The sequence below is a fragment of the Curtobacterium sp. MCSS17_015 genome, assembly GCF_003234265.2.
Taxonomy (GTDB): domain Bacteria; phylum Actinomycetota; class Actinomycetes; order Actinomycetales; family Microbacteriaceae; genus Curtobacterium.
In genome coordinates, this window is sequence record NZ_CP126256.1 from 3113407 (window position 1) to 3126891 (window position 13485).

General features: G+C 72.0%; 14 protein-coding genes. 10 read left to right on the forward strand and 4 right to left on the reverse strand.

Annotated features, from left to right (window positions below):
* Nucleotides 1-23 precede the first annotated feature (23 nt).
* Nucleotides 24-3512 carry a DNA-directed RNA polymerase subunit beta gene (gene rpoB / locus DEJ18_RS14900; protein ID WP_110824269.1) on the reverse strand — a complete coding sequence of 1163 codons (3489 nt, stop codon included), beginning with the start codon at nt 3510-3512 and terminating at the stop codon, nt 24-26.
* 359 nt (nt 3513-3871) lie between these two features.
* Nucleotides 3872-4477, reverse strand: coding sequence for a hypothetical protein (locus DEJ18_RS14905; protein WP_146241507.1), 606 nt, complete (start codon nt 4475-4477; stop codon nt 3872-3874).
* A 376-nt stretch (nt 4478-4853) separates the two neighbouring features.
* On the opposite strand from DEJ18_RS14905, the gene DEJ18_RS14910 reads away from it, so the two are divergent.
* From DEJ18_RS14910 to DEJ18_RS14940, 7 genes are all read left to right on the forward strand, one after another.
* Entirely contained in the window at nt 4854-5237 is a 384-nt protein-coding gene (locus DEJ18_RS14910; protein WP_111209982.1) for a hypothetical protein, read from the forward strand.
* Between the two features lie 47 nt (nt 5238-5284).
* On the forward strand, nt 5285-6127 hold the full coding sequence (locus DEJ18_RS14915) for a spermidine synthase (protein WP_111209981.1): 843 nt from the start codon (nt 5285-5287) through the stop codon (nt 6125-6127).
* Nucleotides 6128-6232: 105 nt separating this feature from the next.
* Nucleotides 6233-6943, forward strand: coding sequence for a hypothetical protein (locus DEJ18_RS14920; protein ID WP_111209980.1), 711 nt, complete (start codon nt 6233-6235; stop codon nt 6941-6943).
* 115 nt (nt 6944-7058) lie between these two features.
* Nucleotides 7059-7892, forward strand: coding sequence for a tetratricopeptide repeat protein (locus DEJ18_RS14925; RefSeq protein ID WP_111209979.1), 834 nt, complete (start codon nt 7059-7061; stop codon nt 7890-7892).
* A complete protein-coding gene (locus DEJ18_RS14930; protein ID WP_111209978.1) occupies nt 7889-8407 on the forward strand; it encodes a SprT-like domain-containing protein in 519 nt (172 codons plus the stop codon). Before DEJ18_RS14925 ends, DEJ18_RS14930 begins: the two co-directional genes overlap by 4 nt.
* Nucleotides 8408-8416: 9 nt before the next feature.
* Complete coding sequence (locus DEJ18_RS14935; protein WP_111209977.1) at nt 8417-9112, forward strand: CGNR zinc finger domain-containing protein; 696 nt, start codon at nt 8417-8419, stop codon at nt 9110-9112.
* A 121-nt stretch (nt 9113-9233) separates the two neighbouring features.
* On the forward strand, nt 9234-10484 hold the full coding sequence (locus tag DEJ18_RS14940) for an Nramp family divalent metal transporter (RefSeq protein WP_111209976.1): 1251 nt from the start codon (nt 9234-9236) through the stop codon (nt 10482-10484).
* A gap of 28 nt (nt 10485-10512) precedes the next feature.
* Here the strand turns inward: DEJ18_RS14940 and DEJ18_RS14945 are convergent, their stop codons facing one another.
* Both DEJ18_RS14945 and DEJ18_RS14950 read right to left on the reverse strand, forming a co-directional pair.
* The gene (locus DEJ18_RS14945) at nt 10513-10815 is read right to left on the reverse strand and encodes a DUF427 domain-containing protein (RefSeq protein ID WP_111209975.1); all 303 of its coding nucleotides are present in this window, start codon (nt 10813-10815) and stop codon (nt 10513-10515) included.
* A 49-nt stretch (nt 10816-10864) separates the two neighbouring features.
* Nucleotides 10865-11476 carry a hypothetical protein gene (locus tag DEJ18_RS14950; protein ID WP_111210135.1) on the reverse strand — a complete coding sequence of 204 codons (612 nt, stop codon included), beginning with the start codon at nt 11474-11476 and terminating at the stop codon, nt 10865-10867.
* A 118-nt stretch (nt 11477-11594) separates the two neighbouring features.
* Here DEJ18_RS14950 and DEJ18_RS14955 point away from each other — a divergent pair, with 118 nt between their 5' ends.
* From DEJ18_RS14955 to DEJ18_RS14965, 3 genes are all read left to right on the forward strand, one after another.
* A complete protein-coding gene (locus DEJ18_RS14955; protein ID WP_111209974.1) occupies nt 11595-12227 on the forward strand; it encodes a GNAT family N-acetyltransferase in 633 nt (210 codons plus the stop codon).
* A gap of 75 nt (nt 12228-12302) precedes the next feature.
* Nucleotides 12303-12776: a hypothetical protein gene (locus tag DEJ18_RS14960; RefSeq protein WP_111209973.1), complete on the forward strand. Its 474-nt coding sequence runs from the start codon at nt 12303-12305 to the stop codon at nt 12774-12776.
* Nucleotides 12777-12849: 73 nt separating this feature from the next.
* On the forward strand, nt 12850-13482 hold the full coding sequence (locus DEJ18_RS14965) for a DUF1684 domain-containing protein (RefSeq protein WP_111209972.1): 633 nt from the start codon (nt 12850-12852) through the stop codon (nt 13480-13482).
* Nucleotides 13483-13485 lie beyond the last annotated feature (3 nt).

Here is a 13485-nt window from a genome sequence, read left to right on the forward strand (position 1 = left end):
AAACGTGTTCGGTACGGGAGGGATCAGATGTCGTCGACGGACGACGACTCGAACCGCGAGGAGATGTTGATGCCGAGCTCTTCAGCGGCACGGAAGACCTCGTCGTCCGTGTCGCGGAGGCTGACCGCCTGGCCGTCGGCCGAGAGGACCTCGACGTTCAGGCAGAGCGACTGCATCTCCTTCATGAGGACCTTGAAGGACTCCGGGATGCCGGGCTCCTGGATGTTCTCGCCCTTGACGATCGCCTCGTAGACCTTCACGCGGCCGAGGATGTCGTCGGACTTGATCGTCAGGAGTTCCTGGAGGGCGTACGCGGCACCGTATGCCTCGAGCGCCCACACCTCCATCTCACCGAAGCGCTGTCCACCGAACTGCGCCTTCCCACCCAGCGGCTGCTGCGTGATCATCGAGTACGGGCCGGTCGAACGGGCGTGGATCTTGTCGTCGACCAGGTGGTGCAGCTTCAGGATGTACATGTAGCCGACCGAGACGGGCTCCGGGAACGGCTCGCCGGAGCGACCGTCGAAGAGCTGCGCCTTGCCCGAGGAACCGATCAGGCGCTCGCCGTCACGGTTCGGGAGCGTGGAGTCGAGGAGCCCCTCGATCTCGCGCTCGTACGCACCGTCGAACACCGGGGTGGCGACCTTCGTGCCGGGGGCTGCGCTGTGCGCGGCTTCCGGCAGGGCGGAGGCCCACTCCTGGATGCCCTCGACGTTCCAGCCCTGCTTCGCGAGCCACCCGAGGTGGATCTCGAGGACCTGGCCGAAGTTCATGCGGCCGGGGACGCCGAGCGGGTTGAGGACGATGTCCACCGGGGTGCCGTCCGCGAGGAACGGCATGTCCTCGACCGGCAGGATCGTCGAGATGACGCCCTTGTTGCCGTGGCGGCCGGCGAGCTTGTCACCCGCGGTGATCTTGCGCTTCTGGGCGATGTAGACGACCACGCGCTGGTTGACGCCCGAGCCGAGCTCGTCGTCGCCGTCCTGCGAGTCGAACACCTTGACGCCGATGATCGTGCCCTCTTCACCGTGGGGCACCTTGAGCGAGGTGTCGCGGACTTCGCGCGACTTCTCGTTGAAGATGGCACGGAGCAGGCGCTCCTCGGCGCTCAGCTCGGTCTCGCCCTTCGGCGTGACCTTGCCGACCAGGATGTCGCCGGGGCGGACCTCGGCACCGATCCGGATGATGCCGCGCTCGTCGAGGTCGGCCAGGAGGTCCGGGCTGACGTTCGGGAGGTCGCGGGTGATCTCCTCCTTGCCGAGCTTCGTGTCGCGGGCGTCGACCTCGTACTCCTCGATGTGGATCGAGGAGAGCGTGTCGTCCTTCACGAGGTTCTGCGACAGGATCATCGCGTCCTCGTAGTTGTAGCCCTCCCACGGCATGAACGCGACGAGGAGGTTCTTGCCGAGCGCGAGCTCGCCGTTCTCCGTCGCGGGGCCGTCGGCGATGACCTCGCCCTGCTCCACACGCTCACCGGCGCTGACGATCACGCGGTGGTTGTAGCTGGTGCCCTGGTTCGAGCGGTCGAACTTGCGCAGGTAGTAGGTCTGCGTGCCGCCCTCGTCGAGCTGCAGGGTCACGGCGTCGGCCGAGACCTCGGAGACGACGCCCGCCTTGTCGGCGGTGACGACGTCACCGGCGTCGATGGCGGTGTAGCCCTCCATGCCGGTGCCGACGAGCGGCGACTCGGAACGGAGGAGCGGCACGGCCTGGCGCTGCATGTTCGCACCCATGAGGGCGCGGTTCGCGTCGTCGTGCTCGAGGAACGGGATGAGCGAGGTCGCGACCGACACCATCTGGCGCGGCGAGACGTCCATGTAGTCGACCTCGTCCTTGCCGACGAGCTCGACCTCCCCGCCCTTCTTGCGGACGAGCACCTTGTCGTCCTGGAAGTGGAAGTCGTCGGTCAGCGGGGCGTTGGCCTGCGCGACGACGAAGTCGTCCTCTTCCGAAGCCGTGAGGTAGTCGATGGTCGTGGTGACCTGACCGTTCACGACCCGGCGGTACGGGGTCTCGATGAAGCCGAAGGAGTTGATCCGACCGAAGGACGCGAGCGAACCGATCAGGCCGATGTTCGGGCCTTCCGGGGTCTCGATCGGGCACATGCGGCCGTAGTGCGACGGGTGGACGTCGCGGACCTCGACGCCGGCACGCTCACGGGACAGACCACCCGGGCCGAGGGCCGACAGACGCCGCTTGTGCGTCAGGCCCGCGAGCGGGTTGTTCTGGTCCATGAACTGCGACAGCTGGCTCGTCCCGAAGAACTCCTTGATCGCGGCGACGACGGGACGCACGTTGATGAGCGTCTGCGGCGTGATGGCCTCGATGTCCTGCGTGGTCATGCGCTCGCGGACGACGCGCTCCATGCGGGACAGACCGGTGCGGACCTGGTTCTGGATGAGCTCGCCGACGGCGCGGATGCGACGGTTGCCGAAGTGGTCGATGTCGTCCACGTCGAGGCGGAGCTGGACCGGCTCGCCGTCACGGATGCCGTCCATCGTGGTGCGCTCGGCGTGCAGCGACACGAGGTACTTGATCGTCGCGACGATGTCCTTGACGGTGAGCACCGAGTCGGACAGCGGGGCGTCGATGCCGAGCTTGCGGTCGAGCTTGTAGCGACCGACCTTGGCCAGGTCGTAGCGCTTCGGGTTGAAGTAGAAGTTGTCGAGGAGCGCACGCGCGGCCTCGGCGGCGACCTGCTCGCCCGGACGGAGCTTCCGGTAGATGTCCTTGAGCGCCTCTTCCTTCGTGAGGACGGCGTCCTTCTCGAGGGTCGACTCCATGGACGCGAAGCCCTGGAACTCCTCCATGATCTCTTCGCTCGTCAGGCCGAGGGCCTTGAGGAAGACGGTCACGGACTGCTTGCGCTTGCGGTCGATGCGCACGCCCACCTGGTCGCGCTTGTCGATCTCGAACTCGAGCCAGGCACCACGCGAGGGGATGATGCGAGCGGAGTAGATGTCCTTGTCGGACGTCTTCTCCTGCGCACGCTCGAAGTACACGCCCGGCGAGCGGACGAGCTGCGAGACGACGACACGCTCGGTGCCGTTGATGATGAACGTGCCGCGCTCGGTCATGAGCGGGAAGTCGCCCATGAAGACCGTCTGCGTCTTGATCTCACCCGTCATGTGGTTCATGAACTCGGCGTTGACGTACAGCGGAGCGGCATAGGTCTTGCCGCGCTCCTTGCAGTCGTCGATCGAGTACTTCGGGTCCTCGAGCTCCGGGGACGTGAACGAGAGCTGCATGGTCTCGCCGAGGTCCTCGATCGGGGAGATCTCCTCGAAGATCTCCTCGAGGCCGGAGTGCAGCGCGAGGTCGGTGCGACCCTGCTCCTGCCCTTCGGCGAGGCGGGCCTTCCATGCGTCGTTGCCGACGAGCCAGTCGAAGCTCTCCGTCTGGAGGGCGAGCAGATCAGGAACCGTGAGGGTGTCCGTGATCTTGGCGAACGAGAGTCGCGAGTGGTTGCGACCGTTCTTGGGGTTGGTGGATGCGTTGGGCGCAGCAGCCAAGGGTTTGACCTCCGGTAGGCCCCGTCGGGCCGACACTGACGAGCAGTGTGTAGGTGAGTGGATTGATCGCTCGGCGCAACCCGATGATCACGACACGAGTACGGTGAGGCTCCGGGTCCGGAGCCGCCTGTGGGATGATCGGTGAGCGGGCCCCGCCGCCATATACGGGACCGGCGTCACCAGGCGTGTTCTGCGAAGCGCCTGCTGAGAGGCGTCTTCGAGGAACTCGGTCGACCGCAATATGACGACACGGATGCCAGGGAGCGCGAACTGTCATCATAGGTCGGGTACGAGTGCGCTGTCCAGTCCTGGCTTGACCGAGATCGAGTCCGGCGTGTATAAGCCCCGCACGACCTGTCTCATTCCCCCGCCCGGGCACCCCCGGCCGCGACCCCGCTGTCGAGCGCGCGGACCGCGTCGCACGGCCGGTCGCTCCGCACGAACGTCGTCCGTCCCGCGTCGTCGGTGATCTCGAGGCCGGGTCCGGGCGTCAGCACGAGGGCGCGACGCCGCCGTCCGATCCGGAGCCCGACGCCGCCGTAGGTGCCGGCGTCCGCCTCGGACACCCGGACCCGTGCGATGCGCCGGCGCGCGATGCGACGGGGCGGGAGCGGCCGGAAGTGCAGGACCACGACGTCGGCGGTGACGGTGAAGCCGGCGCGGGCGACGAGTGCGAGGACCCCGACCAGGACGGCGACGAGCCCGGGGACGAGGAGCGCCGCCTCCGGCGCGCCCCCCGGCCAGGCGAGGACGGCGGCCGTGAGCGCGAGCCCGGCGGTCAGCACGACCCCGCCGACGACGCGCATCCAGACCGGTGCCGTCTCGTGGTCCTCGACGATCGGACGGGAGGTCCGGCTCGCGCCCATCCTGCGGCGCGCGTGCGTCGAGGGTCGCGCCGCGCCTCCTGGTCGGCGAGGACGGGCCGGGCGGACGGGGACGGGGACGGAGAGGGTGTCGGCGGACATGGGGTTGCTCCTTCGGGCGCGGGGCCCGGACGTGGTGCGGTGGTGCGGGCGGACGCTGAGCACGTCGACGAGACCCGCGACGGGAGCGGGGCTCGTCGTCGGGCGGCGTCCGGAGCGGTCGGGGCCGACGGCGTCGGGCGCGGCCTCGGCGGGGACCGGGGCGGTCGTCGACGGGTCGGGCCGACCGGGACGACGGGCACGACCACCGTGGGGTGGGGCGGTCGCGTCGCTCGTCGTCCGAGGACCCACCGACGGTACGTCGCCTGCCTTGGCGTCTCCTGGCTGTCCATGCAGGAGCATCGACCGAGCCGGTCGGACCCGGCGCACATCGGACCGGTTCATCGGCCGTGCTCCGTGCAGTCCTTATCCTGGTCGCATGCCCAGTCTCTCGAGCGACGAGCTGTCCAGCTGGATCGCGGAGTTCCGCGCGCGGGGCGCCGGCGACGCTGCCGACCCGCGCGCGATCGACGTCTCGTGGGACGGCTCCCTCATCGACACCGCGCTCATCGTGGCGCGCCTCGGGACCTCCGGCACCGAGGTCTACCTCAAGCGCGACATCGGCGGCTCGCCGGAGTGGACCGTGACGTTCGAGGCCCGGGAGTCGGACGCGCAGGTCTCCGCGGAGCAGGTGATGACCCTGGCCACCGAGGTCCTCGCGGTCGGGCGGCTGTGCGCCTTCCTGACCGAGCGGACGGCGCAGCACCTCCGCGAGGTCGCGGCCCGCACCGGGGCACCGACCCCGGCAGCGTCGGACACCTGACCCACGGGCGGGACCTCGCCGGACGCCGGGTGGTGTTCCATGGACACATGGCTGATGCGTTCGACGGGTTCCGGGTGGGTGCTGGGTACGCGGTCGTCGAACCGGACAAGCACCGGCCGGGGTCGTTCACCCTGGTGGTCGACGGGACGCCGCAGTCCCACGTCGACCTCGAGGACCCGAGCCACCTGGCGTTCGAGTACATCCGGCGGATCGGCCACGCGATCGACCTGCTGCCGCCCGGACCGGTCACCGCGCTGCACCTCGGCGCCGGCGCCCTGACCCTGCCGCGGTACGTCGCGGTCACCCGGCCGGGCTCCCGGCAGCAGGTGATCGAGCTCGAGCGGGAACTCGTCGACCACGTCCGCGACGCCCTGCCCTTCCCGCGCGGCGCCTCGATCCGGGTGCGGTACGGCGACGCCCGCGAGGTGCTCGAGAAGCTGCCGGCCGGCCTCCGCGGCACGGTCGACCTGGCCGTCGTCGACGTGTTCTCCGGAGCCCGCACACCCGCCCACGTCACGAGCGTGGAGTTCTACCGGTCGGTCGCGTCCTTCCTGTCGCCGACGGGCATGGTCGCGGTGAACGTCGCCGACGGCGCCGGCCTGGCCTTCGCGCGCGGTCAGGCGGCGACGCTCCAGTCGGTGCTGCCCTCGGTGGCGGCGGTCGCGGACACCGGGATGCTCAAGGGCCGGCGGTTCGGCAACATCGTGCTGCTCGGGTCACCGGGCGAGCTGCCGATCGCCGAGATGCCCCGGCGGTACTCCGCCGACCCGCTGCCGAGCAAGGTCGTGCACGGCGCGGAGCTGCGGTCCTTCATCGCGGGCGCACCGATCGTCACCGACACCACGGCGGTCGGGTCCCCCGAGCCGAACCGCTCGGTCTTCGGCGCCTGAGCACCGGCTGCGGATGCCGGCGCGGGTGTACCCCGGCGAGGGGACGCTGCCAGGATGGGGGCACGCCGCGCCAGCGCGCGACCGCACACCACGAGGAGGCCGCCGATGACCAACGACGATCGCAACCCAGCCCCGCAGGGCCACGGTGAGCACGACCAGCCGCGCTACGGCGAGCGCATCACCCCGGAGCACGGCTCGGCTCCGCGGTACGAGGACCAGCCGACGCAGCAGTACGGTCAGCAGTCCGCACCGCAGTGGGGCGAGCACCAGGGCGGGCAGCAGCAGCACGGCGACCAGTACGGACACCAGCAGGGCCAGCAGCCCTGGGGGCAGCAGCAGTACGGGCAGCCGCAGCAGTACGGCCACCAGCAGCACGGTGCCGCTCCCGCCTGGCAGGCCCACGACGGGTCGGCGAAGCGGAAGAAGACCGTGGGGGTCGTGGCGTTCGGCCTGGGGATCGTTGCCCTCGTGCTCGGCGCCGTGGGCGGCTGGTTGTTCGGCAGCGGCATCGGGGCGAGTCAGTCGTTCCAGGACCTCATGCGCAACGGCGGCTCCGGCACCATCGACCAGCAGGAGATGTCGCGCGAACTCATGTCCGACCCGGCCGTCATGCGTGCCCTCGGCAGCGCGCTGGTCGTGATGGGCATCGGCACCGTGATCGGCCTCTGGGCCCTCGTGCAGGGCATCATCGCGGCCGCCACCGGGCGCGGCCGGGTGTGGGGTGTCCTGGCGATCGTCCTCGCCGTCCTCGCGGTCGTCGTGTTCGGCATCGCCTACGGCGGCTCGATCGCTGCTGCCGTCGCCGGGAGCCGGTGACAGCACCCTCCGCCGACGTCGACACGGCCCGTCCCGGACGACCGGGGCGGGCCGTGCGCGTTCCGTGCGCGTGGCACGGAGACCTCAGGGGATCGCGCGGATACCCTCGACCTTGATGTCCCTCCCGCCCGACGAACGCCGAGACCACGACCGGACCGACCAGGCCCGGGAGCCGCGTCATGCCGCCCCCGTGACCGCAGGGGTCAGCCCGGGCAGCACCTTCGCGCCGATCAGCCTCCGCCCGGCCGTCGACGTCCAGGTCGTGCAGGACCGCCTGCGCGACCTCGGCCAGAGCCGCAGCACCGACGCCCTCGCCGAGCGCGCCGAACTGCTCCGACTGCTCGGTCGGCTGGACGAGGCGCTGACCGTGGCTGAAGAGGTGTTCCGGTTGGCGATGTTCACCGGGGAACGCCAGGACAAGGTCGGCGCACGGATCCGCCGGGCGCACATCCTGCACGACCTCGGTCGGTACGAGCGTGCCGCGACCGAGGCCTCGCTGGCGCGGGACACCGCCGCGACCGAGGAGTGGCCGGAACTCGAGGGCGCCGCCGCCGAGATCGAGGGCTGGTCCCTGCACGAGCTCTCCCGCTTCGAGGAGGCCCGCGCCGTCCTCAGCCGCGCGTACGACGCCTTCCGCGCCGCCGGTGCGCCCTCGGAGCGGACCGAGGCGCTCCGCACCGCCGTCGAGGCTGCACTCCGGGCCTCCATGGCGCAGCCCGCCGCGGAGCCGGACACCGCTCGTCCGCGCACCGCCCGCGAGGTCGCGGTGCGGACCGACGACGAGCCGCAGACACGGGTGGCCGAGCCGCAGGAACAGGTCCCGCCGGTTCGACGCCGGGTGCTCGGCGCTCCGGACGCCGCCCGGACCGAAGGGGACTCGCTCTGGGGTCGTCTGGCCGCCCGGAAGGACCGGTCCGACGAGGGCCAGGGTCCGCGCGGGGAGCAGTGACCGCGCTCGACCGCGTCCGTTCCCGGGCTGCCGAGCTGATGGGCGCCCACCTGGCGGACCGCTCCTGGGCCTTCGCGTTCGACAACGCGAAGACCCGCGCCGGCCAGTGCGACTTCGCCCGCCGTCGGATCACCGTGAGTCGGCACCTCGCCGTCCGCTTCACCCCCGAGGACGTCGAGCAGGTGCTGCTGCACGAGATCGCGCACGCACTGAGCGGTCCCCGGGCGGGGCACGGGCCCACCTGGCGCCGGACGGCCGCGGCGCTCGGCTACACCGGGTCACGGCTGCACGACGGGCCGATCGCGAGTGAGCTCGCCCCGTGGGTGGGCCACTGCCCCGCCGGACACGAGCACTTCCGGTACCGGACCCCCACGCGCCCGCTCGCCTGTGCCCGGTGTTCGCGCCGGTTCGACGAGCGGAACGTCATCGCATGGGTGCGCCGTCCGCACTCTGAGACGGCCGCGTCTACCCCAGCAGTGGCGGATCGTGTCGGAGGCGCGCCGCTCACCCGTTAGCCTGGGCGGATGCGAACAGGGCAGGACATCCGGACCGATGCCGGGTCCTCGTGGTTCTTCGACGCGGGACGGATCGCCCTGGACTTCGCACACACCGGTGGGTTCGCGGACGACCCGGACCGCCGTCGCCCGCGTGGGCACCTCGGCGAGCTGCTCGCCACCCCGGCCGACCTCGACGAGTGGCTCGGCCTGCACACCGAACCGATCGACGTCGGCGCGACCGCCCGTGAGCTGCAGGACGCCCGTGCGCTCCGTGCCGCGATCGCCCGCCTCGCCGTCGCCGCCGCCCCGGCAGCCGCGGACTCCGCCGCCGAACGGACCGCCGTCGCCGCGGGTCTGCGGGCCGGGACCGGCCGGACGCGTCCCGCGCCGGACGACATCGACACCGTCAACCTGTTCGCCGCCCTGCCGGACGTGCCCCCGAGCCTCCCGGGTGGTCGGCGTCGTGCCGGCGCGAACCGGGTCCGGCTCGCGCAGGCACTCTCGAGCGTCGCCCGTGACGCCGTCGCCCTGCTGACCGAGGTCGGCTTCGACGACGTCGAGGCCGACGGTCGGGCCGCCCGGCTCAGCCGGTGCTCGGCGCCGGACTGCGGCCTGGTGTTCTACGACTCCTCCCGCGGCGGCACCCGGCGCTGGTGTTCGATGCAACGGTGCGGGAACCGGGCGAAGGTGCGGGCACACCGGGCCAGACGCGCCGCGGTCTGACCCGACACCACCGGCAGCGCCTCCAGCGGTCGAGCGCGCCGCAGGACGGCCGTCCACGCGGATCGGACGACCTGCCGAAACCCTGGATTCGGCCCGCCGAACTCTCTGGCAGGCTGGCGGCATGACGGACACCGCCGCCCCGCTCGTGGGCCAGCGCCCGCCCGGCCGACGTGCTGCCGGCCTCGGGTTGCTCGGACCGGCCTTCGTCGCCGCGATCGCCTACGTCGACCCCGGCAACGTCGCCGCGAACCTCACCGCCGGCGCCCGCTACGGCTACCTGCTGCTGTGGGTGCTCGTCGCCGCGAACGCGAGTGCGGTCGTCGTGCAGTACCTCTCCGCGAAGCTCGGCATCGTGACGGGCAGGTCGCTGCCGGAACTGCTCGGCCTGAAGATGCGCCGCGCGCCGCGCCTGCTCTTCTGGGCGCAGGCCGAGGTGGTCGCCGCGGCCACCGACGTCGCCGAGGTCATCGGTGGTGCGCTGGCCCTGCACCTGCTCTTCGGGGTGCCACTCGTCGCCGGCGGGGTGATCACGGGCGTGGTGTCGATGGCGATCCTCCTGCTCCAGAACCGCCGCGGCGCCCGGACCTTCGAGGCGGTCGTCACGGCGATGCTCGCGGTCCTCACCATCGGCTTCTGCGCCGGACTGCTGTTCGCGCAGGTCTCCCCCGGCGCCCTCGTCGCCGGCATCGCCCCCCGGTTCGCCGACTCCGGCTCCGTGCTGCTCGCCGCCTCGATGCTCGGCGCGACCGTCATGCCGCACGCCGTCTACCTGCACTCCGCGCTCGCCCGGGACCGCCACGGCGACGTGCCGGCCGGACCCGAGCGACGCCGGGTCCTCGTCGCCACGCGGTGGGACGTCGCCCTGGCACTCGTCGTGGCCGGCGGGGTGAACATCAGCATGCTCGTCCTCGCCGCCGCCACGCTGCAGGGCGTCGAGGGGACGGACTCGATCCCGGGAGCGCAACGGGCCATCGCCGAGAACGTCGGACCGGTCGTCGGGGTGCTCTTCGCGATCGGGCTGCTGGCGTCGGGACTCGCCTCGACCTCGGTCGGCTGCATGGCCGGCGCCGAGATCATGCACGGGCTGCTCCGGGTGCGGGTGCCGCTCGTGGTGCGGCGGCTCGTCACGCTCGTCCCCGCGATCGTCCTGCTCGCGCTCGACGCCGACGCCACGCAGCTCCTCGTCATCAGCCAGGTGGTGCTGAGCTTCGGCATCGCGTTCGCGATCGTCCCGCTCGTGGCCTACACGTCCCGGCGCAGCGTGATGGGTGCCGACGTCAACGCCGTCGGCACCCGGGTCGTGGCCTGGCTCATCGCCGCGGTGATCGTCGCCCTCAACGTGGCGCTCATCGTGCTCACCGTGACGGGCTGAACCGGGTCACGCACGCTGTCGGTCGACCTCAGTCGGCGACGCGGACGTCCTTCCAGAACGCCACGTAGCCGCTGTAGTCCTTGCCCACGCGGTCGAACGACGACGGGATCGGCTCCGGGTACGACCAGGCGTTGTCCACGTGCTCCTGCCCGTCGACGGTCACCGTCCAGTACTGCGTGTCGCCCTTCCACGGGCAGTGGTACTGGGTGGGGCTCTCGCTGAACAGCTCGGTCTTCACACTCGCCGGCGGGAAGTACCAGTTGCCCTCGATCTGGATGAGGTGCGCCTCCGGGGCCTCCGCGATGACGGTGTCGCCGATCACTGCCTGCATGACTTCCTCCTCGTTCCGGCCGTCGGTCCGACGGCGGTCGAGCCGGACGTTACGCCCGCCCGGTGGACGGTCGCAGCGTGACGAGGTCGGTCCCCACGGCGAGCGCCGCGTGCACCCGCTCGGGCCCGAGCACGGCGGCCGACTCCGACGCCGTCACGAGGTGCTTGGCCGCTCGACGGAGGCCCGTCCACGCCGCACACGCCGCCGCGGCCTCCGGGGACGTGTGGTCGATGCCGGACTCCACCAACGCGTCGACCACCGCGCCGGCACCGAGCAGGTCCTCCACCGCGAACTCCGGCACCGCCTGCACGTCGGGGGCCTCGCCCGCCTCGGCGGCGGCGTTCCCGCCGAGGGGACCGTCGACGTGGCCCGCCGCGACGACCGCAACCACACAGCGGTCGCCCCGCTCGGCCTGGAGGCGCGCGACCCGTCCGGCGACCGCCGCCGCGTTGCCGAGGTGGCCGAGCACGACCTCCGGCCCGTCGGGCACCTGCCCGAGCGGCACGTCCCGGTGGTCGGCCGGGTACCGGTCGTCGTGCCCACCGGCCGCGGGCAGGACGTCCACCCACACGAGCAGGTGTGCGTCGGCGGCGACCCGCGCCGCTCCCGACACGCCCCACCCGAACCGCACCTGGTACTTCTGCTGTCCTCGCTCCTGCACGCCGACACGATAGCCGCCGACACGAGACCGGACGTCGTCCGCCACAGGCTGCGGTGCCCGTCCACGGACAGGTCCCGCGCAGCTGGCGTGTCCGGGTCGGCCGGTACGATCCGGTGCCATGGAGACCGTCCCCGCGCCCATGCTCACCGGCGACCGCGTCACGCTCGAGCCACTGTCGCACGAGCACGCGGACGACCTGCGGGTGGCCGTCGCGGACGGTGACCTCTGGCGTGCCTGGTACACCTCGGTGCCCGCTCCGGCGCAGGTCGACGCCGAGGTCGATCGACGGCTCAGCGAGCAGGCCGCCGGTCGGATGGTGCCCTTCGCGGTCCGGGACCGGCCCACCGGCCGGGTCGTGGGCGCGACCACCTTCATCAACCTCGACCGTGACAACCGGAGGGTCGAGATCGGGGCGACGTTCCTCGGCGCCTCCGCGCAGCGCACCGGCATCAACACCGAGGCGAAGCTGCTCATGCTCTCCCACGCCTTCGACGTCTGGCAGTGCATCGCCGTCGAGTTCCGGACGCACTGGCACAACACGCGGTCGCGTGCGGCCATCGCCGGGCTCGGCGCGAAGCAGGACGGGGTGCTCCGGAACCACGCCCTCGGCCGCGACGGCAGCCTCCGCGACACCGTCGTGTTCTCGGTCATCCAGTCCGAGTGGCCGACCGTCCGACTGTTGCTCGCTGAACGTCTGCGCAGCCATGACCGCGCGGAAGGGTCCCGGCGCCGGTCCGCCCGACACGCCTGAGCGGGACGGCCGCCGTCGCGGACGAGTCCCCGGGTCGCTCCGGCGCCCCCAGCGGGTCCGGGTAGCGTCCGCCGCATGCACGTCGGACTCCGCATCGAACTGGACGCGCCCGTCGACGCCGTCCGGGAGGCCCTCCTCCGCCCCGCCGTGATGGTCGCCGTCACGAAGCCGTTCCTGGTCTACCGCTCGCTCGACCCCGCCGGGTTCCCGGAGCACTGGACGCCCCACGAGCCGCACCCGGTCAGCGCCTCGGCGTTCGGTGTCGTCCCGAGCGGCGCCAGCCACGTGGACATCGACCTGCACCAGACCGACGGCGTGCCCGTCCAGGTCGACCGCGGCGGTGGCACGAGTGGCCTCTTCGCCCGGATGGAGATCCGCCACCGGATGGCGGTGTCCGCGCTGCCCGACGGACGCACGCTGTTCCGCGACCGGCTGACCTACCGGACCCGACCGACCCTCCTCGGCGTGGCGCTCTGGCCCGGGATGTGGGTCATCTGGCAGTGGCGGGCGTTCCGGATGCGCGCCCTCGCGAGCACCTGGCGGGCCTGAGCCGAGCGGGTGCCTGCTGCGGGCCTCCCGTCCGTCCGGGGCGCTGTCGTCGGACGCGCGTACGCTCACCGGCGTGACCCAGACGGAGACCGCCGACCGCGTCCGCAGCACCCTCGCCACCGTCGACTGGCGTCGTGCCACCTTCGACCTGTTCCGTCGGGTGCGGGCGACCCCCGACCCCGAGGCGGCCCACACGCTGTGGCGCGAGGGCCGGGACGCCATGTTCGCCGGTCACCCGGCCAGTCCGCTCCTGCCGGAGGACGCCGCCGCCTTCACGGCGTTGCCCGTCGCACCGTACGACCCGGCCTGGCGCTTCCGCCTGCCCGTCGAGTCCGCCGAACCGCAGTCCCTCGACGTCGAGACCGGCACCGACGGGACCGTGCACTTCGACCGGCTCGGCGTCGTCCGGGTGCCCGGCGTCGGCTCCCTCGACGTCTGGGCGCACGGCGGCTACGCGGGCGGGCTGTTCGTCCCGGTGAAGGACGCCGACGCCGGGCGCCCCGGCGGGACCTACGGCGGCGGCCGCTACCTGCTCGACACCATCAAGGGCTCCGACCTGGGCGGGGACGACGGGGAGCTGGTGCTCGACTTCAACTTCGCGTACAACCCGTCGTGCGCGTACGACCCGGCGTGGGCATGCCCGCTCGCTCCTCCGGGCAACACGGTGCCCGTGGCGGTCCCGGTCGGCGAACGGTACGGCTCCTAGGGT

Bases quoted from the DNA above. Each gene is read 5' to 3' on its own strand.
- DEJ18_RS14905 (WP_146241507.1), bottom strand. From the start codon at position 4,477: ATGTCCGCCGACACCCTCTCCGTCCCCGTCCCCGTCCGCCCGGCCCGT.
- DEJ18_RS14910 (WP_111209982.1), top strand. From the start codon at position 4,854: ATGCCCAGTCTCTCGAGCGACGAGCTGTCCAGCTGGATCGCGGAGTTC.
- DEJ18_RS14915 (WP_111209981.1), top strand. From the start codon at position 5,285: ATGGCTGATGCGTTCGACGGGTTCCGGGTGGGTGCTGGGTACGCGGTC.
- DEJ18_RS14920 (WP_111209980.1), top strand. From the start codon at position 6,233: ATGACCAACGACGATCGCAACCCAGCCCCGCAGGGCCACGGTGAGCAC.
- DEJ18_RS14925 (WP_111209979.1), top strand. From the start codon at position 7,059: ATGTCCCTCCCGCCCGACGAACGCCGAGACCACGACCGGACCGACCAG.
- DEJ18_RS14935 (WP_111209977.1), top strand. From the start codon at position 8,417: ATGCGAACAGGGCAGGACATCCGGACCGATGCCGGGTCCTCGTGGTTC.
- DEJ18_RS14940 (WP_111209976.1), top strand. From the start codon at position 9,234: ATGACGGACACCGCCGCCCCGCTCGTGGGCCAGCGCCCGCCCGGCCGA.
- DEJ18_RS14945 (WP_111209975.1), bottom strand. From the start codon at position 10,815: ATGCAGGCAGTGATCGGCGACACCGTCATCGCGGAGGCCCCGGAGGCG.
- DEJ18_RS14955 (WP_111209974.1), top strand. From the start codon at position 11,595: ATGGAGACCGTCCCCGCGCCCATGCTCACCGGCGACCGCGTCACGCTC.
- DEJ18_RS14960 (WP_111209973.1), top strand. From the start codon at position 12,303: ATGCACGTCGGACTCCGCATCGAACTGGACGCGCCCGTCGACGCCGTC.